This window comes from Paucihalobacter ruber (genome assembly GCF_006494535.1).
Taxonomy (GTDB): domain Bacteria; phylum Bacteroidota; class Bacteroidia; order Flavobacteriales; family Flavobacteriaceae; genus Paucihalobacter; species Paucihalobacter ruber.
In genome coordinates, this window is record NZ_VHIQ01000007.1 from 270,000 (window position 1) to 294,324 (window position 24,325).

Consider the following 24,325-nt stretch of genomic DNA (forward strand, 5'->3'; position numbering starts at 1 on the left):
TTATTTCAGAAGTGAATCGTCCACGTGGTTTGGAATAGTCACCTTTAATTTTTTCTCTTGTTTCATCGCGCGTTTGATGGCAAATTCAGCACCTTCATTTCTTGCCCAACTTCTTCTGGCAATGCCATTGTTAACATCCCAAAACAACATAGATTTAAGGTTGTTATCAGCTATTTTACTTCCATCAAGAACCATACCAAATCCGCCATTAATCACTTCGCCCCAACCAACACCTCCACCGTTATGAATACTCACCCAGGTGGCTCCTCTAAAACTGTCGCCTATTACATTTTGTATGGCCATGTCGGCTGTGAATCTTGAGCCGTCGTAAATGTTTGAGGTTTCTCTGTAAGGCGAATCGGTGCCGGATACATCGTGGTGATCACGTCCTAAAATAACCGGGCCAATCATGCCTTTTTTAATGGCCTTGTTAAAGGCTTGGGCTATTTTAATTCGGCCTTCAGCATCGGCGTATAAAATTCTGGCTTGCGAACCTACTACCAAATTGTTGGCTTTCGCTGCTTTTATCCATTGTATGTTGTCTTGCATTTGCTGAGATATGTCTTTTGGCGCCTTTCGAATCATTTTTTCAAGAACTTCGCAGGCTATGGCATCTGTGATGTCAAGGTCTTTTGCATCGCCTGAGGCGCAAACCCATCTAAACGGACCAAAGCCATAATCAAAACACATTGGTCCCATAATATCTTGTATATAACTTGGGTATTTAAAATCAATATCATTTTCGGCCATGATATCAGCGCCGGCGCGAGAGGCTTCCAATAAAAACGCATTGCCGTAATCAAAGAAATAGGTGCCTCGTTCAACATGCTGATTGATGGCATTTACCTGGCGGATTAGAGACTCCTGAACCTTTCTTTTAAATACTTCAGGATTTTCAGACATCATGGTATTTGCTTCGTCAAAACCTAAATCTACAGGATAGTAGCCACCTGCCCAGGGATTATGTAATGAGGTTTGATCGCTGCCAATATCTATTGTTAAATTTGCCTCAAGGAATTTCTCCCACACATCGACGATGTTTCCGAGAAATGCAATAGAAACCGTCTCGTTGTTTTTCTTAGCCTCTTTAACTCTTATAACCAGAAGATCTAAATCGGTTATTTTTTCATCAACCCATTGTTGATCTAATCTCACTTGTGCAATTTTCGAATTTACTTCGGCACAAACCGTTATGCATCCTGCAATGTTTCCTGCTTTGGGTTGCGCACCACTCATACCTCCCAGTCCGGAAGTTACAAACAAGCCACCCTCAGGAGATTTTTTTATTTTTCTAAAGGCATTTAAAACCGTGATAGTGGTACCATGCACAATACCTTGGGGACCAATGTACATATAACTCCCGGCTGTCATTTGGCCATATTGTGTTACGCCAAGTGCATTAAATTTTTCCCAGTCGTCCGGTTTGGAGTAATTAGGGATTATCATGCCATTTGTTACCACAACTCTTGGTGCTTTTTTATGAGAAGGAAACAATCCCATTGGGTGTCCGGAGTACATCACCAGCGTTTGCTCATCAGTCATAGTAGCTAAATACTGCATTGTAAGCCTGTATTGCGCCCAGTTTTGAAAGACGGCACCGTTACCGCCATAGGTGATGAGTTCGTGCGGATGTTGTGCTACTTTGGGGTCGAGGTTATTTTGAATCATTAGCATGATGGCTGCCGCTTGTTTGGATTTGGCAGGATATGCATTGATGGGTCTGGCGTACATCTCGTAATCTGGCCTCAATCTGTACATATAGATTCGGCCATAGGTTTTTAATTCTTCTCTAAATTCATCTAATAAAACAGCGTGATGCTTTGGTTTAAAATAGCGTAATGCATTTTTCAAGGCCAATGTTTCTTCTTCCGGGCTTAAAATTTGTTTGCGCTTTGGGGCATGATTTACCTCGGGGTCAAAAGGTTTAGCCTTGGGCAACTCCTTCGGAATACCTTCTAAGATGTCTTTTTTGAATGTTTTTGTTACAACAGTCATCAGCGCGTTTTTAAGTTAGATTTATCGAATCCATAAGGACAATGACGGCATCCGCTTTCACAACAATAACCTCTTTTAAGTAAGTATTGCGCCGTAAAGCAACGATAACCTTCAGGAGTTAAATAATAATCGCCTTCTTCTATAGGAATGATTTTCTTCATATCTTACAAAGATAAAGCAAAAGCTAAAAATTTAATTTTCTCTCTATGATTTTATTGGTCATAAAATGGTTGCCGCGAAGTGTTTCGGCTATGGCTTTGTATCCGTTTGTTTTATTAAAGTATCGAGATTTGAGTACTAATTCGGTGTTGTTAAACCATGAAAAAATTCATTTGAGACAACAAATAGAATTGTTGGTTTTACCATTTTATATCTGGTATTTTTTGGAGTACATCGTGAGACTTTTGCAATATCGTAACCACCAACAGGCGTATCTAAACATTTGTTTTGAGCGAGAGGCTTACACAAATGAAAAAGATTTTAATTATTTAAAAAAGAGAACTTGGTTGATGATTCTTAAATATGTTTAAATGGTTTAGCGAATATTATTTAACAGTTTTAAAGTGCTTTAATTAATATTGTTTATCTAATGCAATTATTTTTTAATTAGTGTGTTTAATTTATGTAATTACATTGTTTAATGGATTGGAATTTAAAACATCCAAAAATAAATAACGAGTTCATTTTTAGAACCAATAGTGGTGTTGAACTATGGCTTAAACGCGAAGATTTAATACATCCAACTGTTTCAGGCAATAAATTTAGAAAGTTAAAATATAATTTGATCCATGCAAAGGCACATAAATTAGATACTTTAGTCACCTTTGGGGGTGCTTTTTCTAATCATATTGCTGCTGTTGCTGCAGCAGGAGAAATTTATAACTTTAAAACTGTTGGTATTATTAGGGGAGAGGAACTTGAGACAAAAATTGCAGACAATCCAACCTTACATTTTGCAAAGAATGCAGGAATGCTGCTAAAATTTGTTTCTAGAGCAACCTACAGGGAAAAGACAGCAGCTAATTATCTTGATAATTTGAAAGAAGTATTTCCCAGTGCCTGCATCATTCCTGAAGGAGGTACCAATACCTTGGCTGTTAATGGCTGTGAGGAAATTCTTAGTGAATACGACAAAAAATTTGATGTGATATGTTGTTCCGTTGGTACCGGTGGTACTATTTCCGGTCTTATTAATAGTGCTTCATCACATCAAAAAATTATTGGGTTTTCGGCATTGAAAGGTGATTTTTTGAGTTCAGAAATTAGTAAATTTGCAACGCGAAATAATTGGGAGCTAAATTCTAACTATCATTTTGGTGGTTATGCTAAAATAAATGAAGAATTAATTGCGTTTTTAAACAACTTTTATCTTGATTTCGGCATAAAATTTGACCCGATTTACACAGGTAAAATGATATTTGGAATTATGGATTTGATTAAGAGTAATTATTTCAATCCTAACACAAAAATTTTAGCAATTCACACCGGCGGACTCCAAGGTGTTACAGGAATGAATTTAAAATTAAAGAGTGCCAAATTACCATTAATAAATTTTGAATGAAATGCCCATTAACAAAATTGCAAACCAACCGCCTTGCGCTTCAAAGCTTCAGGCGCGGAAGTCGAAAATGTTTATTTGGGCATTCCGTCGTTCCGAAAAAAATATAATTTAAACAGATGAAACATTATATTTTCTTAATTGTATTTAGTCTGGTGATATTTGGCTGTAAACCAAAAAAGGGTGTTGTCACTAAAAAAAAGAATAGCCCGGTTGAGCGCGTAGTTTATGATAAAACAACCGAAAAGCCTTCAGTAGAAATTGTTAAATCACCTGAAATTCCTGCAGAAAAACCTAAAGTTATTAACTCAACCGAAGCTTACATTGACGCTTTTCGAGATATAGCAATGTTGGAAATGCAGAGATATCATATACCGGCAAGTATAACGCTAGCTCAAGGCATTTTAGAATCCGGTTCAGGAAGAAGTAGATTAGCAGTTGAAGCGAATAATCATTTCGGAATAAAATGTCATGGTTGGGAAGGCGATAAGATTTATCACGATGACGACGCATCACAGGAATGTTTTAGAAAATATAATGAAGTTTTGAGCAGCTATGAAGATCACTCCAAGTTTTTAACAGGAAGATCGCGTTATGCCGGTTTATTTAAATTAAAACCCGACGATTACAGAGGTTGGGCAAGAGGCCTAAGACAGGCCGGTTATGCCACAGATCGTCAGTATCCCGAAAAATTAATTGGTTTAATTGAAAGATATCGATTATATGAATACGACCAGATGGTGCTTGGGAAGAACTCAAAATTAAATACTGTGGCTCAAAGTATCGAAACTATAAATTCAGCAGATAGTCAATTAATTACTCACAAAGTACAGGCAGGTGATACTTTGTATTCACTTTCAAAAAAATACAATACAACTGTTGAAAGGATACAGCAATTAAACGGGTTAACTTCAACTAACCTATCTGTTGGTCAAGAATTAAAAATTAAAGAATAATGTTATATAAACGAAGTAGTGAGCTTTTCAAAATGGCGGAGAAGGTGATTCCGGGCGGAGTCAATTCACCTGTAAGAGCCTTTGGTTCAGTTGGTGGTACACCGGTTTTTGCAAAGTCGGCTAAAGGTGCCTATATTTTTGATGAAGATGGTAATCAACTTATAGATTACATAAGCTCCTGGGGCCCCGTTATTCTAGGTCATGCTTACGAGCCGGTAGTAAATGCTGTTATTGAAAAAGCCAAATTAGGAACCTCGTTTGGAATGCCTACAGAGTTGGAAACAAAAATTGCCGAACTTGCAGTGAGCATGGTTCCAAATATTGATAAAATCAGGTTTGTAAATTCAGGTACCGAGGCTTGTATGAGTGCAGTTAGGTTGGCCAGAGGTTTTACTGGTAAAGACAAAATCATCAAATTTGCAGGCTGTTATCACGGTCACAGTGATGCCTTTTTGATTCAGGCGGGAAGTGGAGCAGTAACCTTTGGAAGTCCGAATAGTCCGGGTGTAACCCAGGGTACAGCTAAAGATACGCTTCTTGCTAGGTACAACGATATTGAAAGTGTGGAAACATTAATGAATGCCAATAAAGGTGAAATTGCTTGTATTATCATTGAACCTGTTGCAGGGAATATGGGATGTATTCCGCCAAAACAAGGATTTTTAGCAGCGCTGAGAAGTTTATGTAATGAGCACAATATTTTACTTGTTTTTGATGAAGTGATGACCGGTTTTAGACTAGCAAAAGGCGGTGTTCAAGAGTTGTTTAATATTAAAGCCGATATTGTCTGTTTTGGAAAAGTAATTGGTGGTGGTTTGCCCGTTGGGGCTTTTGCCGCACGTAGCGAAATTATGGATTATCTTGCACCTATTGGCCCCGTTTATCAGGCTGGAACCTTAAGTGGAAACCCCTTGGCCATGGCAGCGGGATACGCCATGTTAAACGCATTAAATGATGATACAACCATTTTTGAGAGTCTGAACGCAAAAACCGCCTATTTACACGAAGGATTGGATGGAGTATTCAATGGTTTTGGTATAGATTACACTATTAATCGTGTTGGCTCCATGATTTCGGTACATTTTACTGATGAACCTGTAGTTGATTTTAAATCTGCAGCCAAAGGGAATAACGATACTTTTAAGAGATTTTTTCACGGGATGCTGCAAGAAGGCATTTATCTACCTCCTAGTGCCTTTGAAAGTTGGTTTCTAAATGATGCATTGTCTTACAAAGATATCGATACCACCGTGGAAGCCGCTAGAAAGGTGATTTTGAAACTAAAATAACAAGGCAATTTGTTTAAGGTTACCCAATTCACAGTTATAATTATTGGATTTTTGATAATTCTTTGCTGCCAAATCTTTTAAATCATACAAGGAGATAGAAAGATTAAAAACAAATTTATTTTTTCAAGAATATTTCTATTCTTGAAATAAAAAACCATTAATCAAACTTGGTTAATCAATATTAAATTGATGTTTCTTACAGTTATGCAGTGCAAAAATCAAAAGTTTTGTATCTTTCAAAGCATTAATAACTGACTATGCCTTCTTGGTTGTATATTTTATTACTTGTAATTGCTGTTTATTTTATCATAAGCATTGCATTGTATTATTTACAAGATTACCTGCTTTTTAAACCGGAGAAGCTCCCTAAGGATTTTAGGTTTAATTATGATAATCAAGAGTTTAAAGAGTATAATTTAACAACCAGAGACGGTGCTGTAATTAATGGGGTGCTATTTAAAAGTAAAGAAAGCCCAAAAGGAATTGTACTCTACCTCAAAGGAAACTCTAAAAGTATTAAAGGTTGGGGAAAGTTTGCGGTAGATTTTACACGTTTGGGCTATAGCGTATTAATGGTTGATTACCGTGGCTTTGGGAAAAGTACCGGCAAACGCACACAAAAGGCCATCAAGCGCGATTTACAGGAAATTTACAACAAGATTAAAACCCTCACTCCCGAAAACAACATTATATTATATGGCCGTTCCTTAGGCTCCGGATTTGCTGCTAAGCTGGCTTCTATTAACAACCCTAAAATGCTCATCCTAGATGCACCTTATTATAGTTTAACTAAAGTGACCACCAGATTTATGCCTTTTATGCCGTTATCGATTTTAATGAAGTATCCGCTTCCTACTTATAAGTGGCTGAAGTACGTGCAGTGCCCAATTCATATTATCCATGGCACCAACGACAAACTTATTCCTTATAAAACAAGTGTAAAGCTCAGTAAAATTAATTCGTCACGAACAAAACTTCATACGGTTATTGGCGGTGGTCATAAGGATTTAAATAATTTTCCTGCATATCACGAAATGCTGGAAAGTATTATTACTACCCCTGCAAAAACGGTCGACTTATCAAATACCAGCATTAATGTTATCCACAGCTCCAAAAAGTCTAAGAAAAAAGCTTAAATTTCTGGTTGTTGCCATCCTAACTGTTTACTTAGCTGTTATGACCATTTTTTACACCATTCAAGAGCATATTATTTTCAGACCCGTAAGTTTGGAGTTATCTCATCAGTTCGATTTTAAAGTGCCTTTTGAAGAGTTGTTTTTTAAAACAGATGAAAATACTACGATTAACGCCTTGTTATTTAAAGCAAAAGTACCAAAAGGGGTTATTTTATACTTTCATGGAAATGCAGGTAATTTACAACGCTGGGGAGAAATAACCTCTCAACTCACTAAATACAATTACGATGTGTTAGTAATAGATTATAGAAACTACGGAAAGAGCAGTAAGACGCTTTCTGAAGCGGGATTGTACCACGATGCACTTTTTTGTTACGACTGGCTAATAGCTCAAAATTATAAGAATATTATAACTTATGGGCGTTCGTTAGGTTGCGCTATGGCTTCGTATGTAGCTTCTAAGCGGCAAGTGAGCCATGTCATTTTAGAAACCCCGTTTTACAATATAGCCGACGTTGCAGGAAGAAGATTTCCAATCTTTCCTGTTAAGAAATTAATTAAATATCATTTTCCTAATAATAAATTTGCCAATCAAATAAGCGCACCGGTTACCATTATGCACGGAACAAATGATAGGTTGGTGCCAATTGAGTCTGCATTAAAACTGTATCAGCTTTACGGTGAAAAAGCGGCCTTTATTATGGTAGATGGTGCCATGCATAACAATCTTTCAGAATTTTCTTTATACTGGGATAGTATTGATGCTATTTTATTACCATAAAAAAAGGCCGCTCGAGGCGGCCTTTTAAAATTTTAATATTATTAAAACCCTTAACTTTTAGGATTTAAAATATTGTCAATTCTTTCAAGCGCATCTTGTAAATGAATACGACTCATGGTATCACCGGTTCTACCAACGGCACTTCTCACAGAAGATTGTAAAGCCTTTAATTCGGCTCTTACAACTGCTCTAATGTCAGACTGACTTACATTAACATTGGTTCTAGAGATAAATCTTCTAAACTCTGCGGGTACACTACCTTGGTCGTTCTTCATAATGTATTCCATGCGCTCGATGTAAGCTCTTTGGAGGTTTCTTCGGTAAATGTCGATGCTTCTGCCTGAATTTAGCTCGCTGAACAATCCTGTTCTTAAATCTTGCATCATGGTTAACAGTGGGTAAGCATCTCGACCGTTAATAGTTTCGTTTTCTAGTATACGAGCCATTCTTCCAAAATCTAAAACATCGTTTAAGGTGCGAGTTTGTAAACTTCGCACGCGTTCTACATGACCGGCACTTTCAAATTTATTGAAGATATTGTCGTCCAACATCCATTTAGGTGTAGTAAACAATTCATTTTGAAGAAAATCTAAAGATTCTTTTTGGCGCTTTTTGTCAACGTGTGTGTAAACGGCACCTTCTTGGTCATAAGTCTTGTAGTATTCATAAACACCACCAATATTGGCTGCAACATGCCCCATATATCGGCCATATTGGCCAAGAACTTGCCCATACATGGTTTCTAAATCGTCGTAATTTTTACCATCTTCGGCTGTCCATTCAATAAGGTTAGGGATGATACGCTTTAAATTGGCTATCCCGTATAAACTTGCTTTAACAGCGTCATCACCCAAATCTTCAGTTTGAGAACTTGGGTCTATTACACCTCCGCTTTGTTGACGACCAAATCTGTACATTGGGTCTCCGGCGTGTTCCAGAATCCAACTGTCTAAAATAGGCTTTTCATCTTCGGCTGTTTTGGCCTCTAAAATAGGTCTATAACCCCAAGAGATTGAATATTTATCATAAATTCCAATTTCCGGCATTAATGCAACACCTTCATCTCCTGGTTGTGCTACATAATTAAAACGTGCATAGTCCATGATAGATGGTGCGGTCCCATATTTTTTTGTGAATTCGGGATCGCGTAATTTATCGACCGGATAAGCTACACTGCTGCCCATGTTATGGGGTAAACCTAAAGTATGGCCTACTTCATGAGCAGAAACAAAACGAATTAATCTTCCCATTACTTCGTCTTTAAAAGCTACGCCACGCGCATCAGGATTGATAGCAGCAGTTTGAACAAAGAACCAGTTGCGTAGCAAAGTCATTACGTTGTGGTACCAGTTAATATCGCTTTCAATAATTTCACCTGAACGCGGATCACTTACGTGCGGACCATTAGCGTTTGGTATGGGTGATGCCAAATAGCGAACAACAGAATAACGCGCATCTTCAGGGCTCCATTCGGGATCTTCCTCGGGAGAAGGTGGGTCCATAGCGATGATGGCATTTTTAAAGCCTGCAGCTTCAAAAGCAACTTGCCAGTCTTCAATACCTTGTTTTATATAAGGTTTCCACTGTTCTGGCGTGGCGCGGTCTACATAATAAATGATTGGTTTTTTAGGTTCTACCAATTCACCTCTTTTGAACTTTTCAATATCTTCATCTTTCACCTCTAAACGCCATCTGTCTAAATATCTCACAGTTTTACTTTCTTGCACCGGCAGGCCATAATCTATAGTAGAACTGGTAAACCAACCTACACGCTGATCAAAATAACGCCGTCTGTAAGGTTCTTTTGGTAACAAAATCATGGAATTATTAATCTCTAAGGAAATATTGCCGGTACTGGCATTTGAAGGCGGTTTTGAAGCTGCGTATGTTTTTACGTGTCTCGTTTCAATATTTGTAGGGTAGCTTTTAATACTTTCAATATAAGAAAGTGAATTGTCTAGTCGTGTAATACCGTATTGCTGACGTCCGCTTTGTGGAAAGCCAAGTGGCTTAACATCTGTTTCGTAAAGTGATGTAGCATCTATTACGGTCGAGGTAGAATCTTTTCCAAAGGCTTTAATTGGAAAGGTAAATAAAACGGGCTCAAAATTAGAGTTAACTACGGCCTCGTGAACAGGTAACGAATCTGAAGCAGTTACCGCTGATGAAACTACCCTCAATATCACTTTTTTATCTTTTTTCTGCCATCTCAACATCTGTTCATTGGTTTTTCCACCACCAAAACCGATGCCACTGGCAGTTTTGGCAATTCTGGTTACCATTAACATTTCTCTTTCAAAGAGTGAATCTGGAATTTCGTAGAAATAAGTATCGTCTATTTTGTGAACTGTAAACAGACCTTTATCTGTTTTAGCGTCTTTGGTAATGACTTTACTAAAGGGTTGAATGTCATCTTTACCCGGTTTTTTGGCGGGTGGTGTAGCGGCTTGCGAAGTTTGCGCTGCCCCGTTTTTAGATTTTGCTGTTTTCTTAGTGGTTGAACAAGAAGCTACTAATAAAATACAAGCAAAAATAATTAACTTGGTACTTAATTGTTTCAAAATAGTTGGAATTAAAAATTAGATGGGTGAAAATACATATTAACTCCAAGCCTTGAAACAACCTGTGTTTATTTAGTAAAAATTTAACGTGTGATGAAATCTAAATTTGATCTTCTAACTGAGTTTAAACTTGTTAAAAACTAATATTTTTTTTAACTCTTAAGCCTTGGTATTTGGTACAGAAATTAACAAAAAAGTGTCGTCTTAAGATAGAAATACATTTAAAGAAGTTTCAGTTTTCTCAACTTTGGCAATACCGTTTTTTGTTAAGCCCTTAATGGCTTTATCCCACTTTTTGTTAGAAAGTTCAGATTGTTGTTTTAACTGCTCTAGCTCCAAAGGCGATTCTTTTTTGAGTATGGACACAATGAGTTTTTCATCTTCGCTCAAGCTCACCGCCTTTTTTTCCGGCTTCATTTGTGGAAAAAACAGTACTTCCTGTATAGATTGATTATTGGTTAAAAACATCACCAATCTATCCATACCAATTCCCATACCAGAGGTTGGTGGCATACCGTACTCTAAAGCTCTTAAAAAATCGTAATCAATAAATTGGGTTGCTTCATCATCGCCTTTTTCAGCTAATTTGAGTTGGTGTTCAAAACGCTCTTTTTGGTCTATCGGGTCGTTGAGCTCACTGTAGGCATTAGCGACTTCTTTACCACATACCATTAATTCGAATCGTTCTGTAAGTTCGGGATTTTCGCGATGTTCTTTGCATAACGGACTCATTTCCTTAGGGTAGTCTGTAATAAAAGTTGGCTGAATAAAGTTGCCTTCGCATTTTTCGCCAAAAATCTCATCGATGAGCTTACCTTTTCCCATGGTATCATCAACTTCAATACCCATTTTTTTGGCAGCCAACCTAATTTCAGCTTCGGTTTTATCGGTAATGTCAAAACCGGTGAATTGTTTGATGGCTTCGGTCATGGTAATGCGCATATAAGGCGCTTTAAAATCTATGCTGTGTTTGCCAAAAGTGGCTTTGGTAGTGCCGTTAACCGCTATGGCGCAGTGTTCTAAAAGTTGTTCGCAAAAATCCATCATCCAGTTGTAGTCTTTATAGGCTACATAAATTTCCATGGCCGTAAACTCCGGATTGTGGGTGCGATCCATACCCTCGTTTCTGAAGTTTTTAGAGAATTCATAAACGCCATCAAAGCCGCCAACTATCAATCTTTTTAAGTAAAGCTCGTTGGCAATTCTCATGTATAACGGAATGTCTAAGGCGTTGTGATGTGTTATAAAAGGTCTTGCCGCTGCACCGCCCGGAATTGGTTGTAATACAGGTGTTTCAACTTCAAAATACCCGGCTTTATTGAAAAAGTCGCGCATGGCGTTAAAAAGTTTGGTGCGCTTTACAAATACTTCTTTTACATGTGGATTTACCACCAAGTCGGCATAGCGCTGACGGTAACGTTGCTCAGGATCGTTGAATTCATCATAGGTATTGCCGTCGCTATCAGTCTTAGGCAAGGGTAATGGTTTTAAAGCCTTACTTAAGAGGGTGAAATTTTTAACCATAACAGTTTTTTCACCAACCTGAGTAGTAAATAATTCACCTTCAACGCCAATAAAATCCCCTATATCTAAAAGTTTCTTATAGACTTCGTTATATAATATTTTGTCTTCTCCGGTACAAATTTCGTCGCGGTTAAAATAAACCTGAACACGTCCTTCGCTGTCTTGTAGCTCTGCAAACGACGCCTTTCCTTGAATTCTTCGCGACATCAATCTACCGGCAAGAATTACTTTTTTTCCTACTTCAAAGCTTTCCTTTATCTGTTTAGAAGTTTCTTTAACAGGATATAAGTCTGCCGGATAAGGATTTACACCCAAATCTCTGAGTTTTTGTAATTTTTCGCGTCTTACTATTTCTTGTTCTGATAGTTGCATTTTCTAAAGATAAAATTTGTCTGTTGTTGAGAAAACAAGTGCAAAATTACATTTTTTTGTTCATAAAAGTTTTTAGTACATCTCTTAATTTTAACATCGCTTTATTTGTTATTTTAGCGGTTACTGAATTTTAAATTTTGTTGAAGTGAGCATTTGGCGCGTATTACTTTCTATTTTATTTCCCCCATTGGCCGTAATTGATAAAGGTTGTGGTTCTATTCTTATCGTTTTACTTTTAACTCTTGCCGGCTGGGTGCCGGGCGTAGTAGCAGCTTTGGTTATTCTTAACAATCCGAAGTCTTAAAATTGTGTAACTTTGCCGGCTATGAACAAAGTGGTAAAAGTAACCGATTTAGGAACTAAAGATTTTAAAGAAACCTGGGATTTACAAGAGTTGTTGTTTCAAGGAATTTTAGATACGAAAATTAAAAACCGAAGAGAGAGCAGCCAATTAGAAACGCCTAATTACTTTTTGTTTGTTGAGCACCCTCATGTTTATACTTTAGGTAAAAGTGGAAATCTTGAGAATTTATTACTAAATGAAGTTCAACTCAAGGCTAAAAAGGCGTCTTTTTATAAAATTAATCGCGGTGGTGATATTACCTATCACGGTCCGGGGCAAATTGTAGGCTATCCTATATTAGACTTGGATAATTTTTTCACAGATATTCATAAATATTTACGGTTTTTAGAAGAAGTCATTATTCTAACTTTAGCAGAATACGGCCTAAATGCTGAACGTAGCCCTGGCGAAACCGGTGTTTGGTTGGGCGTTGGCACCCCATTTGCCCGAAAAATATGTGCCATGGGCGTGAGAGCAAGCCGTTGGGTAACCATGCATGGTTTTGCGCTTAATGTCAATGCAGATTTAGGATATTTTGATAACATCATTCCTTGTGGTATCAAAGGAAAAGCGGTAACTTCTTTAAATGTTGAATTGGGATTACCAGAGGTCGATGAAACACTTGTAAAAGAGAAACTCTTAAATCATTTTTCAAGCCTGTTTGAAGCAGAAATGAGTTTGTCTTAAAATTTAAAATTGATATAATACCAAGCTTCGGTTGTCTGTTTTTGTAAGTGCGTATAAGTTTCTACCATTGGCTTTCGTAAGCTGTACCGGCCCTGAAGCATAGATAGGGAAATTATCTAAAACCTTTCCGTTTTTGTTAAAAACAAAACCCTTTTTAGATTGCAGGTCGGTTATTGTAATATAGCTCTGGTTGTTGAGTTTGTATAGTTCCGGTGCGGTATAATTACCAAAGTCTAGTTCTAATTCCTTATTATTTAAATTGAGCTTATTTTCGCTAAAAAACACCGTTGTATTTTGGTCTGCTGTCATGTGGGTATTCCCTGAAGTTTTTAAGTTTGAAAAGGCACTAATACCTTTATTATTAACTTTCAAAAGCTTGGCATCTGCTGTAATGGTAACAAAAGCATTGTCATTTAAGTAAATACTATTATCTGAGAAGTTGATATTGTCTCTTACTTTAATTCGAGTTTTTCCAACACGATCCAAAATTTGAAGGGTATTGCCTTGAGCAAAAACAATGTAATCTTTGTTGCCAATTCTAAAATGTTTTGGTGGTGTTGTTATGTCATCGTTTAATAATTCTGGTTTAAATCCACCTACCGATTTACCGGCTTTATCAAACATAAGCAGGTTGTTTTTTTGTGTTACCAGTAAACGATAATTTTTATTATTGTCGTAATCAAAAACCGACAGTGGTTGCGTAATGTTATCGTTAAAGGTCTTGGGATAGCCACTCACATCTTTTCCATTGCGGTCTAGTACATGGAGAGTTTTATCAGTAACAAAAGCCATTTGCATACGGCCGTTTTTGTAAGTGTCAATTTCTGAAATCTCGCCACGTATCGGGCCATCCAAACGCTTATTCCAGTGAATCTTTCCGTCTTTAGAAATTAAATAAATTTGATTGCTACTGTCTTGAACCAAAATATCTTTAGTGTTGTTTAGGTGATTGGTAAAAAACTGCGGATTACCAATAATGTCATTTTCTAAGGTGATGTTGAATAATTCTTTTAATTGAGCGGTTTGACTACGTGTGCTATGCTGAGAAATAACGCCATTGATATGAGCAAAGTTGTCTTCATAAATCAATTGAAAAGCAGAAAGTTGGTAATTATTAAGCTTTGCTTGATTTTCTGTACCGAATACCTCGGCAAAAGTTTGTTGTAATGAGTTCTGATTTTGAAAAAGCGAAACAGAACTTTGATTGCTCAATTTAGGTTCGATGTCTTTGTAAGCCTTCGACTGTTCAATTGTTCGGCCTAAGGTAAAATCGCTGATAATGTCTTTAGCCACATCTGAATTTTCTGTAAAAACAAAAAAATTGTTTAACTCAAAGACGTAATTTGTAGTTGCTACATCAATAAATGGATTGAAAATATGTTCGAATATGTTAGCTGATGCAAAGTTGTAAATTTCAACCTCTCGATAGGTTTCATAAACCGTTTCGGCTAAAATTTCATTAGTAACAATAGTTTTGTCAGGAAAACGCAAAGCCATCACTTTTTCGGTGTTGGTTGTAAACATCGCAGCTTCAACCGCCAAATTTAAAAAGGCAGGTAAACTATCTTGTTTGTTTATATTAAGTTGCAACTTAAAATTAGCAACATCGCTTAAGCATAAACTAATGGCGTAGTCGGCTGAACTTGGAGCAATACTTTCAAATTGCGTGTTGCAGGGTTTTGCGTTTTGTAAAACATTAAGTATTGATGTACTATCTGTACTTTGCGTAACCCCGGTAATGGAGGTTTGAGTTTCTTCTAAGGTTAAGTCTAACACATAGTAATTGCCAAACCCGATATTTTTTTCTTGTGAGAAAAAAGTGCTCAGAAGTTTGTCTTTGTTACTTAATATGGAAATGGTCTTGCTTTTATCGCTTAATTGATAAATGTTTTTAAACTGTTCTGATGGTTTGCTTTGATTTAAAACAGACTTCAATAAGTCAATATTGTTGGTTTGCAGGTAAAAACCTTCATCTAAAACGCTGTAAAAGTTAGCATTTTGTAAAAGAGTATGGTTAATGTTGTGTTGATTGTAAACCAATAAACTGTCTTTAATAAAATCTTCCGAAGAATTAAAATTCAACTTCAATTCAAGCGTATCAGCCACTAAAAGGTAGTGAAACTGTTTTTGGTTGGTGATAGCTAACAAGGCTTCACCTTCAAAGGAAATATTGCTTAAATTATTTATGGTAGTTTTTAAACTGTCTAGTGGATGAGAGCTGCCAAGTTGTTTAAATAAATCATTATTGATAAGCCTGCTTTTGGCAATTTCAAAGTCGTGCATTACAAGAACGGTTTGAAATGAATCATCTAAATAATTCCATTTGTTCTTGTATGAATTGTTATCGCTACAATTCAAAATTGAGAGAGACGTTAAAAAAAATAATGCTATATAAAAGTTAGGCTTAAATTTCAAAATATTTAATTTTCAAACAAAGGTAAACAAACAACTAAAATTCTTGAAATATTAACGGTCGGGATTTATGAATTAAGTATCAAGGTATATCTTTATTTTGACTATTAAAATTAAAACTGAGTTGATCCGGTAAAAGCCTAAATGATTTCCTGTGATATTTTGTGATGCCATATTTAGCAATAGCAGCTCTGTGCTCTTTTGTGGGATAGCCTTTATTCTGTTTCCAGTTATACATAGGGTATTCTTCGTGAATAGCATCCATGTAAGCATCGCGCGCCGTCTTAGCTAAGATTGAAGCAGCGGCAATACTCAAATACTTAGCATCACCTTTAATAATGGTTTGGTATAGAATGTTTTTGTAGGGTTTAAAACGGTTTCCATCTACAATAATAAATTCGGGCTCCTTTTTTAATTGCGCTATAGATAGGTGCATGGCCTTTATGGAAGCATTCAGAATATTAATGTCATCAATTTCTTCGGGGTAAACGTGAGATATGCCAAAATAGTCACACTCATTTATAATATATGTTTCTAAAATTTGTCTGGTGTGATGTGTTAGTTTTTTTGAGTCGTTAATAAGCCCGTTGTTAAAATTCTCATGTAAAACAACAGCCGCAGCCGTAACCGGACCGGCCAAACAACCACGACCTGCTTCATCGGTACCGCATTCAAATAATTTTGTAGAAAATTTTTTTTCTAGAGGCATACAATGTTCAATTATAAAAATTTAATTACTCAAACTTATAAAATTTATGCGTGCATAATATACTTAAGAAAAACCTTCTACAAAAAATAGTTGAAAAACCCAGCTTTTTAAGGTTATAACATTAACATTTTTTTATAGCAATTACTTGTTTATTTAATAAATAATTAAGATGTTTGCGCAAGACTAACTCAAATAATTGTTTTATGAAATTAAAGTTAACATGGTTATTAACGCTATTTATGGCGTTTGTGATGCAGTTTTCCTTTTCGCAAGAGAGAACTATCACAGGTACGGTTACTGGTGCTGACGACGGATTTCCGTTGCCGGGCGTTAACGTAATCGTAAAAGGAACTCAACGTGGAGCACAAACTGATTTTGATGGAAATTACACCATTAAAGCTAGTGAAGGAGAAATGTTGGTGTTTTCTTATGTTGGATATGAAACTGCCGAAGTAAGAGTAGGCGCAAGTAATTCCGTCAATGTTTCAATGAAGGCTGGTAATGTACTGGACGAAGTAGTGGTAACAGGTTACGCTACACAAACTAAGGCAAAATCTAGTGTATCGTCTGTAAGAGTTACAGCCGAAACCATTGAGAATAGACCTAACGCAAGTTTTGTTCAAACGCTGCAAGGTCAAGTTCCCGGTTTAAATATTACAACCAGTTCTGGTCAGCCGGGTGGTAACTCAACAGTGCAATTGCGTGGTGTTGGTTCTATCAACGGTGATACCGAGCCGTTGTTTATTATCGATGGTACTCCTGTTGATCAGGACAACTTTCGTTCTTTAAACCCTCAAGACATCATTTCTATTGACGTTTTAAAAGATGCGGGTGCAACTTCTATCTACGGTAACAGAGGTGCCAATGGTGTTATTGTTATCAAAACAAGACAAGGTAGTTTTAATCAAGGGTTACGTGTAAACTACAATATGTTTGTTGGTTTTAACACTTTACAAAACAACGATTACAATTACATGAACTCACAAGAGTTGTTAACTTATGAAAGAACTCGTGGTAACGGTGCCGGTGCCGGTAACTCAACCAGTGTATTTAACCCTGGAGCTGGTCAGCCAATGACCGACGCGCAAATCGCAGCAGCTCCTAACTTTGATTGGTTAGATTTCTTCTTCCGCACAGGTGTTACCCAAAACCACAACTTATCATTATCTAGTGGTGGTGAAAATTCAACTCAATTTACTTCTTTTGGTTTTAACGATACCCAAGGTATCTTAATTAATAGTGGATTGAAAAGATTTAACATACGTTCTAACGTAACCGGTAAATCTTCTAATAACAAGTTTAATTACGCTACAAATTTAACCTTAAACTACTCCAAATCTGATGAGCCTGATGCTATTGGTACCGGAGGTATTAACCGTAACTTCGTTTTAGGCGCTGTGCAGTCTGTACCGTACATCACCGCAGACGACTACACCACAGGAGCCGATATATTATCGCCACTATCATTCACAAACACACCACTTTTCCTTTTAGATTTATCTAGAACATTTACGCGTTTTGAAGAGGAGGTAAGATTGGTAGGATCATTCAACGCCAGTTATGCTTTAACAGATTTTTTAACTGCTAACGTTGTAATGGGTGGTGATTATCAAAATGAAATTAGAACCAGAGCTGAAGCTCCAGATTCTTTTAACGCCTTATTATTTGGTGGTGCTAGAAATCCAACTTCAGGTTTCCAAGATCAACAAACCAACAGAATTTTTAGTTACAACCAGGTAACATCTTTAAACTTTAATAAAACTTGGGGTAAACATACCGTTGATGCCGGTGCTTACACAGAGTACTTCAAAGCGCATTTTAGAGGTTTTGGATTTTTCCAAAGAGGTTTAGATCCTAAAACATTCTCTCCCGGAGATGGTGCCGCTTTTATTCCTGATAACTCTGCAAACGACTTATTTGTAGATAACGTTAACGCTACTATTCGTAACGCCGGTTTATTCTCATACTTTGGCCGTGTGTCATATGATTTTGATGAAAGATATGGTTTTGAAGCTACGGTGCGTCGTGATGCTTCCTACAGATTCTCAGGATCAAACCGTTGGGCTACTTTTTACTCGTTAGCTGGTAGATGGAATATTTCTAACGAGGCCTTCATGGAAGGGTCAGTTTTTGATGTGTTGAAGTTAAGAGGTTCTTATGGTACAGCAGGTAACCAAGATATCACCGGTGGTGGTTTGTTTGGTGGACCGGATTTATATCTTGACTTATTTTCAACCACAGCAGGTTATGGTAATGCTAACTCTATAGCGTTGTCTCAAATTGGTAACAGATCGTTAAGATGGGAAACCATTACTACTGCTAACATTGGTATTGATTTCGAAATCTTTAACAGAAGACTTCGTGGTGCTTTTGATGTGTATGAAAGAAAAACAGAGGATTTATTCCAGAGTACACCGCTTTCTGCTGTAACTGGTTTTACTTCGTTACCTGCTAATACAGGTTTGTTATTTAACCGAGGTTTTGATTTTCAGTTAAATTATGATGTGGTACGTGCAACAACCGAAGGTGGTTTAAACATCGCTGTTGGTGTGGTTGGTAACTACAACGAAACAGAAATTGACGAAGTACCAAACCCTGAAGGAGAAATTATTGGTTTAGGTAGAAATGGTGGTAAGCTGTTTGAATATTTCAGCTTAAGATATGCCGGTGTAAACCCTGCAAATGGGGAGTTATTGTATTTAGATGCTAATGGCAATTTAACCGAGTCTCCAAATGCTGATACAGACCGTGTTTGGTTAGATAAAAATATCTTCCCAGATTGGCAAGGTGGCTTTAACACAAGCATTAGCTACAAAAACTTTTTCTTAGATACACAATGGACATATTTAATTGGTGTTGATAGATTTGACTTTGATTATGCTGGTACCATTGACCCAGATAACGTAGGACAGTTTACTGCTTCAAGAGATATTTTAAGAGCTTGGCAACAACCAGGTGATATCACTGATATTCCTTCTTGGACAGCCGCTAACAGAAACTCTTTTGGTTCTGACAGATTCTTAAGAAGTGCAGATTTCTTAAGACTGAGATTCGCCAGTTTTGGTTATAACTTCCCTGCAAAATATTTAGAGAACACGGGCTTTAGCAACGTGCGAATATTCTTCAATGCAGAGAACTTGTTCACGTTTACTGAATGGAGAGGTTTCGACCCTGAAACAAGAAGTAATGGATCTAGAACGTTCCCTACACCAAGAACCTTGTCTGTAGGATTTGAATTAGGATTTTAAAAAAAAGAAATAGATATGAAAAAATATAATAAAATATTATTTATTGCTGTGTTAGCCTTGGTTATGGGTTGTAACGATGCAATTGATATCAGACAACCGGGTAGATTGGATGCAGTCAATGCATTCCGCACGGTTGGTGATTTAGAACAAGGTGTATTGGCCGTTTATAATCAGTGGGATTTAACTCCCGAGATTGCTTTGGCTTCTAACTTTTGTGATGAGGTATCTGTAGGGTTTGACTCAGGTGGTCAAGGTTTTGCCTTGTACGATTTTGTGTTAACACCTGCCAGTGCTGCGGCTTCAGACTTTTGGGTTCGTAATTTTAGAGTTAATAACCGTGCAACTGTTTTAATAGAAGCAGCCTCGTTAATAAACCCTGAACCTGCTGAACAAGCAGCTTATAACAATGCCTTAGGACAGGCAAGAGCTATTAGAGCTTTTGCTAATCTTGAAATGATGACCTATTTTGCTACCGATCCTCGTAATGATGCGGCTTTAGCCGTGCCTTTGATTGATTTTGTGGCACCTTTAGACATTCAACCAACACGCAATACTGTTGGTGAGTTATGGGATTATATTAATGCTGATATGGAAGCCGCCGAGTCTTTAATTCAAGCGCAGTCGAGTGTAACATTTTTATCTAAAGATGCTGTTAGAGCCATGCGTGCAAGAGCGGCAGCATTGAGAGGTGATTATATAACTGCTGCTAACTTGTCGCAAGCTTTATTAAATTCCTATCCTATTGCTAATAGAACACAATATCAGTTAATGTTTCTAGATGCCGATAATACAGAGATTATTTTCAAATTAGAGCGTACCATTAATGATTCTTATGACGGTCAAGGTGCTACTGGTTCTGTTGCTACCGGTGGCGGTTGGGCAGGTGCTAGATTTGCATTTGTTTCTGCAACATTGGCCGGATCTCCTTATTTTGAAATGGATAGAAATTTATTTAATCTACTTGATCCTGCTGATATTAGATTTGATGTAAATATTGATCCTTCATCTATCATTAGCCCTGATTATGAAAATGATCCGGATCCTGTTAATAACGACATTTTAGTTATTAGAAAGTACCCTGGTTCTGAAGGTAGACCATTAATGAACGATTTAAAAGTATTTAGATCTTCAGAGATGCTGCTAATTTTAGCTGAGGCTCGTGCTGCTCAAGGCAACTTCTCTGGTGCTGCCCAGTTAGTTAAGCAATTGCGTGATGCCAGATTTGGTAGTGCACAGCCACTTCCAAATTATTCTAACCAGCAATCAGCTTTCGCTGGTATATTAGAGGAAAGACGTGTGGAGCTTTGTTTTGAAGGTTTCCGTTACAAAGATTTAAAACGTTTGGGTGTAGCTGCTAACAGAGGTGTAGACAGAAATATTATTGATTGTACTGAGCAGAGTGGTGCATGTACGCTTCCTGCTTCTGATTTTAGATTCTCACTGCCTATTCCAATTGTTGAGATTAATGCCAACCCTGGAATAAGAGAGCAACAAAATCCTGGTTACTAATATTAAAATAAGCCATTATGAAAAAAAATAGATTTATAAATAAAATTGAAGGTCAAAAATTAACAGTTTTTGCACTGGCTTTATCTGCATTGTTTGCGGTTACTAGTTGCGAGGAAGATTTGTTAATCTTTGATACGCCAAATGGGTTTTTACAGGTTGATGAGCCTACAGGTTCATTGGCTGAAAACGACCCAACACCGATTGTAACTACTGTGTTACTTGGTAAAAGTTCTAACGACAGTGACTTAACTGTTAATTTTCAAGTTAATTCAGCCGATGCCTCTCGTTACACATTTTCGCCGGCCTCAGGTCAAGTTGTTATTCCAGCCGGTGAGTTTACGGCTGAGATATCTTTGACTGCTATTAATAACTTTGAGACAGATGGTGACGTCGATGTTGAAATTGTGTTACTTGAAAGCCAGGGTATCCCTGTAGGAATTGGTGGAGAAGGTTTAAACTCTGCTAAAAGAGTAATTACCATTACAGACGATGATTGCCCATTAGAAATTAATGATTGGGTTGGCACCTACAGCGTGTTCGAGAATTTTACCGGTGGTGGTAATGCGCCTTTAGGATTGAACAATTTCTTTGGAGAAAGCTATCAGTTAGAGGCTGCTTTAGCTCCAAATGACATAACTAACTCTAAGGTTGTTTGGAATAATTCTGCAGGTTTTGATGTATACTTAGATCCTAACACTGTGATGTCTTTCATTTCTTGTTCTGGAACTGTGAGCTTTGATGCGGGTTTTCCACGAGTAGCTTTATTTAGAGTATTCCAATATACTGCTAGCTCTTACAATGAAACTGATTTTGTTATTCAGTGTACAGGGCCGTTAGCAACTTTTGGACCTTATCAGTTTACTTTTACAAAACAATAAGTTTTTTAAATTATATTTACAGCGCCTATGTGTTAACATAGGCGCTTTTTTTATTTATATTTCACAACTTTTAATATTCTATTTAGAACCGTAGGTTAATGATTAAGTTTTTGTTTTCTTTATTTTTCTTGTTTTTTACCTTTTTAGTACTAGGTCAAGAATTAATAACAACTAAAGACCAAGTTAATACGCCCATTGCTAGGGATAGTTCAAAATTAGGAACAAAAAGCACAAAAATTGACAAATCACAAATCGCCAAAATTAAAGATTACTTAATTTTTGATAAACATGGTAATACTGATATAGTAGACACCACACTTTCCATTCAAAAAGAATATAAATTCAACTACCTGCGTAAGGACAATTTTAATTTAATGCCCTTTGCTAATGTTGGACAAACTTATAATACTTTAAATTATGAGTTTCATGAGTCCAATACTTTACCGCTTTTTGGCGCGAGAGCGCGTCACTTCAATTATTTTGAAATTAACGACATGCGCTATTATAAGGTACCAACGCCCACAACAGAGTTGTTTTATAAAACAGCTATGCAGCAGGGTCAGATACTTGACGCATTTGTAACCTTAAATACCACAGAGCGCTTTAATTTTTCTTTAGCGTATAAGGGTATGCGTTCTAACGGTTTTTATAATAGGCATTTAACAAGTACCGGTAATTTTCGGTTCACTGCTAACTATACAAACAAAAATGAACGGTACAAAGCTTTAGCTCATATCACTTTTCAAGATTTACTCAATCAAGAAAGTGGTGGTATACGTAATCAGGATATTGAAAATTTTACCTTAGGAAATGAAGACTTTTTAGATCGGGGTATATTTACACCAAACCTTAACAATGCAGAAAATCTTTTAGAAGGGAAACGTTTTTTTATCCACCATTCTTATGATTTGTTGAAACGTAAAGACTCTACAGTAAATAAATTAACATTATTTAATGAAACCTATATTGAAAATAAAAAATATAGGTTTAGCCAACCGAATGCTAATACAAATTTCTTTGGCCCATCCTTTTCAAACCGCATTAATGATGAAGTTAAGTTATCTCATTTTCATTCGGCGTTTTGGATAGAAGCAAATAATGGACTCTTAGGTAAATTTACAGCGGGTATTAATTATGATAATTATAATTATGGTTACGATCGTTTAACCGTATTAGACGAGGGAACCGTTCGAAACAGACTTTTGGGTTCTATATTAGGCATTAGAGGGTCCTATGAAAAATCAATAGATAAATTTAAACTTACAGCTGTAGGAAATCTTAATCTTTCCGGCGATTTTAATGGCTATCACTTAAATGGAAATTTAAATTACAATTATAATAACGATATATCGGCCAATGCTTATTTAACATTAAATAGTGCCCTCCCTAATTATAATGCATTGTTGTTTCAGAGTAGTTATGTAAATTATAACTGGGATAACGCTGATAGTTTTTCTAATATCGATAGACAGCATCTAGGATTTGAAGTTAAATCTAACAAATATGGCTCAGTACGCGCAGAGTTTGGTAATTTATTAAATTACACCTATTTCACTAATACTGCCGGTGCAGACGAGGTTGTTGTAATAAGAGCGCTACAATACAATGAAGCCGTAAATTATTTTAAGATTCAAATAGATAAAGAATTTAATTATAAAAACTTTTATTTAGATAATAGAATATTATATCAAAATGTAACCGATGGTAAAGATGTGTTTAACGTCCCTGATTTAGTGCTGCGAAGCACCTTATATTACTCCAACTATTTATTTAAAAATGCCATGGAGCTGCAAACTGGTGTAACGCTTAATTATTTTACGTCTTATTACATGAATGCCTACGATCCGCTATTGGCTGAATTTTATGTTCAAAATGACACCAAGCTGGGCAACTTTCCCCGTTTAGATTTTTTTATAAATGCCAAAGTACGTCAAACCAGAATATATTTAAAAGCCGAACACTTTAATTCATCATTCACCGGGTACAACTATTTTGCAGCACCTAATTATCCGTACCGCGATTTTATTATTAGGTTTGGTCTCGTCTGGAATTTCTTTTTATAAGGGGTATTACAATTATCTGAAAAAAATGCAACATATTTCAGTTTTATGTTGTATCTTTATAGTCCTGCAAAAATTTAAATACCCAAATCAAATTGCTAAAATGCTCTTTTACAGAACTAAGTAATTAATGTGATTTTTTTCTCAAAAAAACTTAGGAAAGAATTTGGTTAGAATCGAAAAAGGGTTTTATATTTGCACCCGCTAAGCGCGAGAGGGTTTAGTGAGAAGGTAAAAAAGAAGTTCATTAACATATTGAATTGACAGCGTAGAATAGTTGCTTTCGGGCAATTATTTTAAAGAAAAG

The 24,325-nt window shown here is 36.6% G+C and carries 18 protein-coding genes; 12 read left to right on the forward strand and 6 right to left on the reverse strand.

Annotation, left to right across the window (positions count from 1 at the left end):
* Entirely contained in the window at nucleotides 1-1,995 is a 1,995-nt protein-coding gene (locus tag FJ651_RS14455; RefSeq protein WP_140991320.1) for a urocanate hydratase, read from the reverse strand.
* The gene (locus FJ651_RS15780) at nucleotides 1,995-2,156 is read right to left on the reverse strand and encodes a DUF5522 domain-containing protein (protein ID WP_216746160.1); all 162 of its coding nucleotides are present in this window, start codon (nucleotides 2,154-2,156) and stop codon (nucleotides 1,995-1,997) included. The genes FJ651_RS14455 and FJ651_RS15780 overlap by 1 nt, the downstream gene beginning before the upstream one ends.
* A gap of 48 nt (nucleotides 2,157-2,204) precedes the next feature.
* Between FJ651_RS15780 and FJ651_RS14460 the strand changes: the two genes are divergently transcribed.
* From FJ651_RS14460 to FJ651_RS14485, 6 genes are all read left to right on the forward strand, one after another.
* A complete protein-coding gene (locus FJ651_RS14460; RefSeq protein ID WP_140991369.1) occupies nucleotides 2,205-2,525 on the forward strand; it encodes a hypothetical protein in 321 nt (106 codons plus the stop codon).
* Between the two features lie 110 nt (nucleotides 2,526-2,635).
* Nucleotides 2,636-3,556: a 1-aminocyclopropane-1-carboxylate deaminase/D-cysteine desulfhydrase gene (locus FJ651_RS14465; protein ID WP_140991321.1), complete on the forward strand. Its 921-nt coding sequence runs from the start codon at nucleotides 2,636-2,638 to the stop codon at nucleotides 3,554-3,556.
* A 116-nt stretch (nucleotides 3,557-3,672) separates the two neighbouring features.
* Entirely contained in the window at nucleotides 3,673-4,509 is an 837-nt protein-coding gene (locus FJ651_RS14470; protein WP_140991322.1) for a glucosaminidase domain-containing protein, read from the forward strand.
* Complete coding sequence (gene hemL, locus FJ651_RS14475; protein WP_140991323.1) at nucleotides 4,509-5,798, forward strand: glutamate-1-semialdehyde 2,1-aminomutase; 1,290 nt, start codon at nucleotides 4,509-4,511, stop codon at nucleotides 5,796-5,798. The genes FJ651_RS14470 and hemL overlap by 1 nt, the downstream gene beginning before the upstream one ends.
* Nucleotides 5,799-6,055: 257 nt before the next feature.
* Nucleotides 6,056-6,934, forward strand: coding sequence for an alpha/beta hydrolase (locus tag FJ651_RS14480; RefSeq protein ID WP_140991324.1), 879 nt, complete (start codon nucleotides 6,056-6,058; stop codon nucleotides 6,932-6,934).
* A complete protein-coding gene (locus tag FJ651_RS14485) occupies nucleotides 6,894-7,715 on the forward strand; it encodes an alpha/beta hydrolase (protein WP_140991325.1) in 822 nt (273 codons plus the stop codon). The genes FJ651_RS14480 and FJ651_RS14485 overlap by 41 nt, the downstream gene beginning before the upstream one ends.
* A gap of 50 nt (nucleotides 7,716-7,765) precedes the next feature.
* Here FJ651_RS14485 and FJ651_RS14490 read toward each other — a convergent pair whose 3' ends face one another.
* Together FJ651_RS14490 and lysS are read right to left on the reverse strand one after the other, a co-directional pair.
* Nucleotides 7,766-10,279 carry a zinc-dependent metalloprotease gene (locus FJ651_RS14490; protein WP_140991326.1) on the reverse strand — a complete coding sequence of 838 codons (2,514 nt, stop codon included), beginning with the start codon at nucleotides 10,277-10,279 and terminating at the stop codon, nucleotides 7,766-7,768.
* Nucleotides 10,280-10,480: 201 nt separating this feature from the next.
* Nucleotides 10,481-12,172 (reverse strand): lysine--tRNA ligase, encoded by a 1,692-nt coding sequence (lysS, locus tag FJ651_RS14495; protein WP_140991327.1) that lies wholly within the window; start codon nucleotides 12,170-12,172, stop codon nucleotides 10,481-10,483.
* A gap of 145 nt (nucleotides 12,173-12,317) precedes the next feature.
* On the opposite strand from lysS, the gene FJ651_RS14500 reads away from it, so the two are divergent.
* Complete coding sequence (locus FJ651_RS14500) at nucleotides 12,318-12,476, forward strand: YqaE/Pmp3 family membrane protein (protein WP_140991328.1); 159 nt, start codon at nucleotides 12,318-12,320, stop codon at nucleotides 12,474-12,476.
* A 21-nt stretch (nucleotides 12,477-12,497) separates the two neighbouring features.
* Nucleotides 12,498-13,202, forward strand: coding sequence for a lipoyl(octanoyl) transferase LipB (gene lipB, locus FJ651_RS14505; protein WP_140991330.1), 705 nt, complete (start codon nucleotides 12,498-12,500; stop codon nucleotides 13,200-13,202).
* Between the two features lie 3 nt (nucleotides 13,203-13,205).
* Here the strand turns inward: lipB and FJ651_RS14510 are convergent, their stop codons facing one another.
* Nucleotides 13,206-15,560, reverse strand: coding sequence for a hypothetical protein (locus FJ651_RS14510; protein ID WP_140991332.1), 2,355 nt, complete (start codon nucleotides 15,558-15,560; stop codon nucleotides 13,206-13,208).
* A gap of 136 nt (nucleotides 15,561-15,696) precedes the next feature.
* Nucleotides 15,697-16,323: a ribonuclease HII gene (locus tag FJ651_RS14515; RefSeq protein ID WP_140991334.1), complete on the reverse strand. Its 627-nt coding sequence runs from the start codon at nucleotides 16,321-16,323 to the stop codon at nucleotides 15,697-15,699.
* A 203-nt stretch (nucleotides 16,324-16,526) separates the two neighbouring features.
* On the opposite strand from FJ651_RS14515, the gene FJ651_RS14520 reads away from it, so the two are divergent.
* The 4 genes from FJ651_RS14520 (at nucleotide 16,527) to FJ651_RS14535 (ending at nucleotide 24,021) form a co-directional block, all read left to right on the forward strand.
* A complete protein-coding gene (locus tag FJ651_RS14520) occupies nucleotides 16,527-19,571 on the forward strand; it encodes a SusC/RagA family TonB-linked outer membrane protein (RefSeq protein ID WP_140991336.1) in 3,045 nt (1,014 codons plus the stop codon).
* Between the two features lie 15 nt (nucleotides 19,572-19,586).
* Nucleotides 19,587-21,080 carry a RagB/SusD family nutrient uptake outer membrane protein gene (locus FJ651_RS14525; RefSeq protein ID WP_140991338.1) on the forward strand — a complete coding sequence of 498 codons (1,494 nt, stop codon included), beginning with the start codon at nucleotides 19,587-19,589 and terminating at the stop codon, nucleotides 21,078-21,080.
* Between the two features lie 17 nt (nucleotides 21,081-21,097).
* Nucleotides 21,098-21,958, forward strand: a complete 861-nt coding sequence (locus tag FJ651_RS14530) for a hypothetical protein (protein ID WP_140991339.1) — start codon at nucleotides 21,098-21,100, stop codon at nucleotides 21,956-21,958.
* Nucleotides 21,959-22,056: 98 nt separating this feature from the next.
* The gene (locus FJ651_RS14535) at nucleotides 22,057-24,021 is read left to right on the forward strand and encodes a putative porin (RefSeq protein ID WP_140991341.1); all 1,965 of its coding nucleotides are present in this window, start codon (nucleotides 22,057-22,059) and stop codon (nucleotides 24,019-24,021) included.
* Nucleotides 24,022-24,325: the final 304 nt, after the last annotated feature.

Excerpts from the sequence above, each read along its gene's own strand:
- FJ651_RS14455 (WP_140991320.1), bottom strand. The coding sequence starts at position 1,995 with ATGACTGTTGTAACAAAAACATTCAAAAAAGACATCTTAGAAGGTATT.
- FJ651_RS15780 (WP_216746160.1), bottom strand. The coding sequence starts at position 2,156 with ATGAAGAAAATCATTCCTATAGAAGAAGGCGATTATTATTTAACTCCT.
- FJ651_RS14465 (WP_140991321.1), top strand. The coding sequence starts at position 2,636 with ATGGATTGGAATTTAAAACATCCAAAAATAAATAACGAGTTCATTTTT.
- FJ651_RS14470 (WP_140991322.1), top strand. The coding sequence starts at position 3,673 with ATGAAACATTATATTTTCTTAATTGTATTTAGTCTGGTGATATTTGGC.
- hemL (WP_140991323.1), top strand. The coding sequence starts at position 4,509 with ATGTTATATAAACGAAGTAGTGAGCTTTTCAAAATGGCGGAGAAGGTG.
- FJ651_RS14480 (WP_140991324.1), top strand. The coding sequence starts at position 6,056 with ATGCCTTCTTGGTTGTATATTTTATTACTTGTAATTGCTGTTTATTTT.
- FJ651_RS14485 (WP_140991325.1), top strand. The coding sequence starts at position 6,894 with ATGTTATCCACAGCTCCAAAAAGTCTAAGAAAAAAGCTTAAATTTCTG.
- lysS (WP_140991327.1), bottom strand. The coding sequence starts at position 12,172 with ATGCAACTATCAGAACAAGAAATAGTAAGACGCGAAAAATTACAAAAA.
- lipB (WP_140991330.1), top strand. The coding sequence starts at position 12,498 with ATGAACAAAGTGGTAAAAGTAACCGATTTAGGAACTAAAGATTTTAAA.
- FJ651_RS14515 (WP_140991334.1), bottom strand. The coding sequence starts at position 16,323 with ATGCCTCTAGAAAAAAAATTTTCTACAAAATTATTTGAATGCGGTACC.
- FJ651_RS14520 (WP_140991336.1), top strand. The coding sequence starts at position 16,527 with ATGAAATTAAAGTTAACATGGTTATTAACGCTATTTATGGCGTTTGTG.
- FJ651_RS14525 (WP_140991338.1), top strand. The coding sequence starts at position 19,587 with ATGAAAAAATATAATAAAATATTATTTATTGCTGTGTTAGCCTTGGTT.
- FJ651_RS14530 (WP_140991339.1), top strand. The coding sequence starts at position 21,098 with ATGAAAAAAAATAGATTTATAAATAAAATTGAAGGTCAAAAATTAACA.
- FJ651_RS14535 (WP_140991341.1), top strand. The coding sequence starts at position 22,057 with ATGATTAAGTTTTTGTTTTCTTTATTTTTCTTGTTTTTTACCTTTTTA.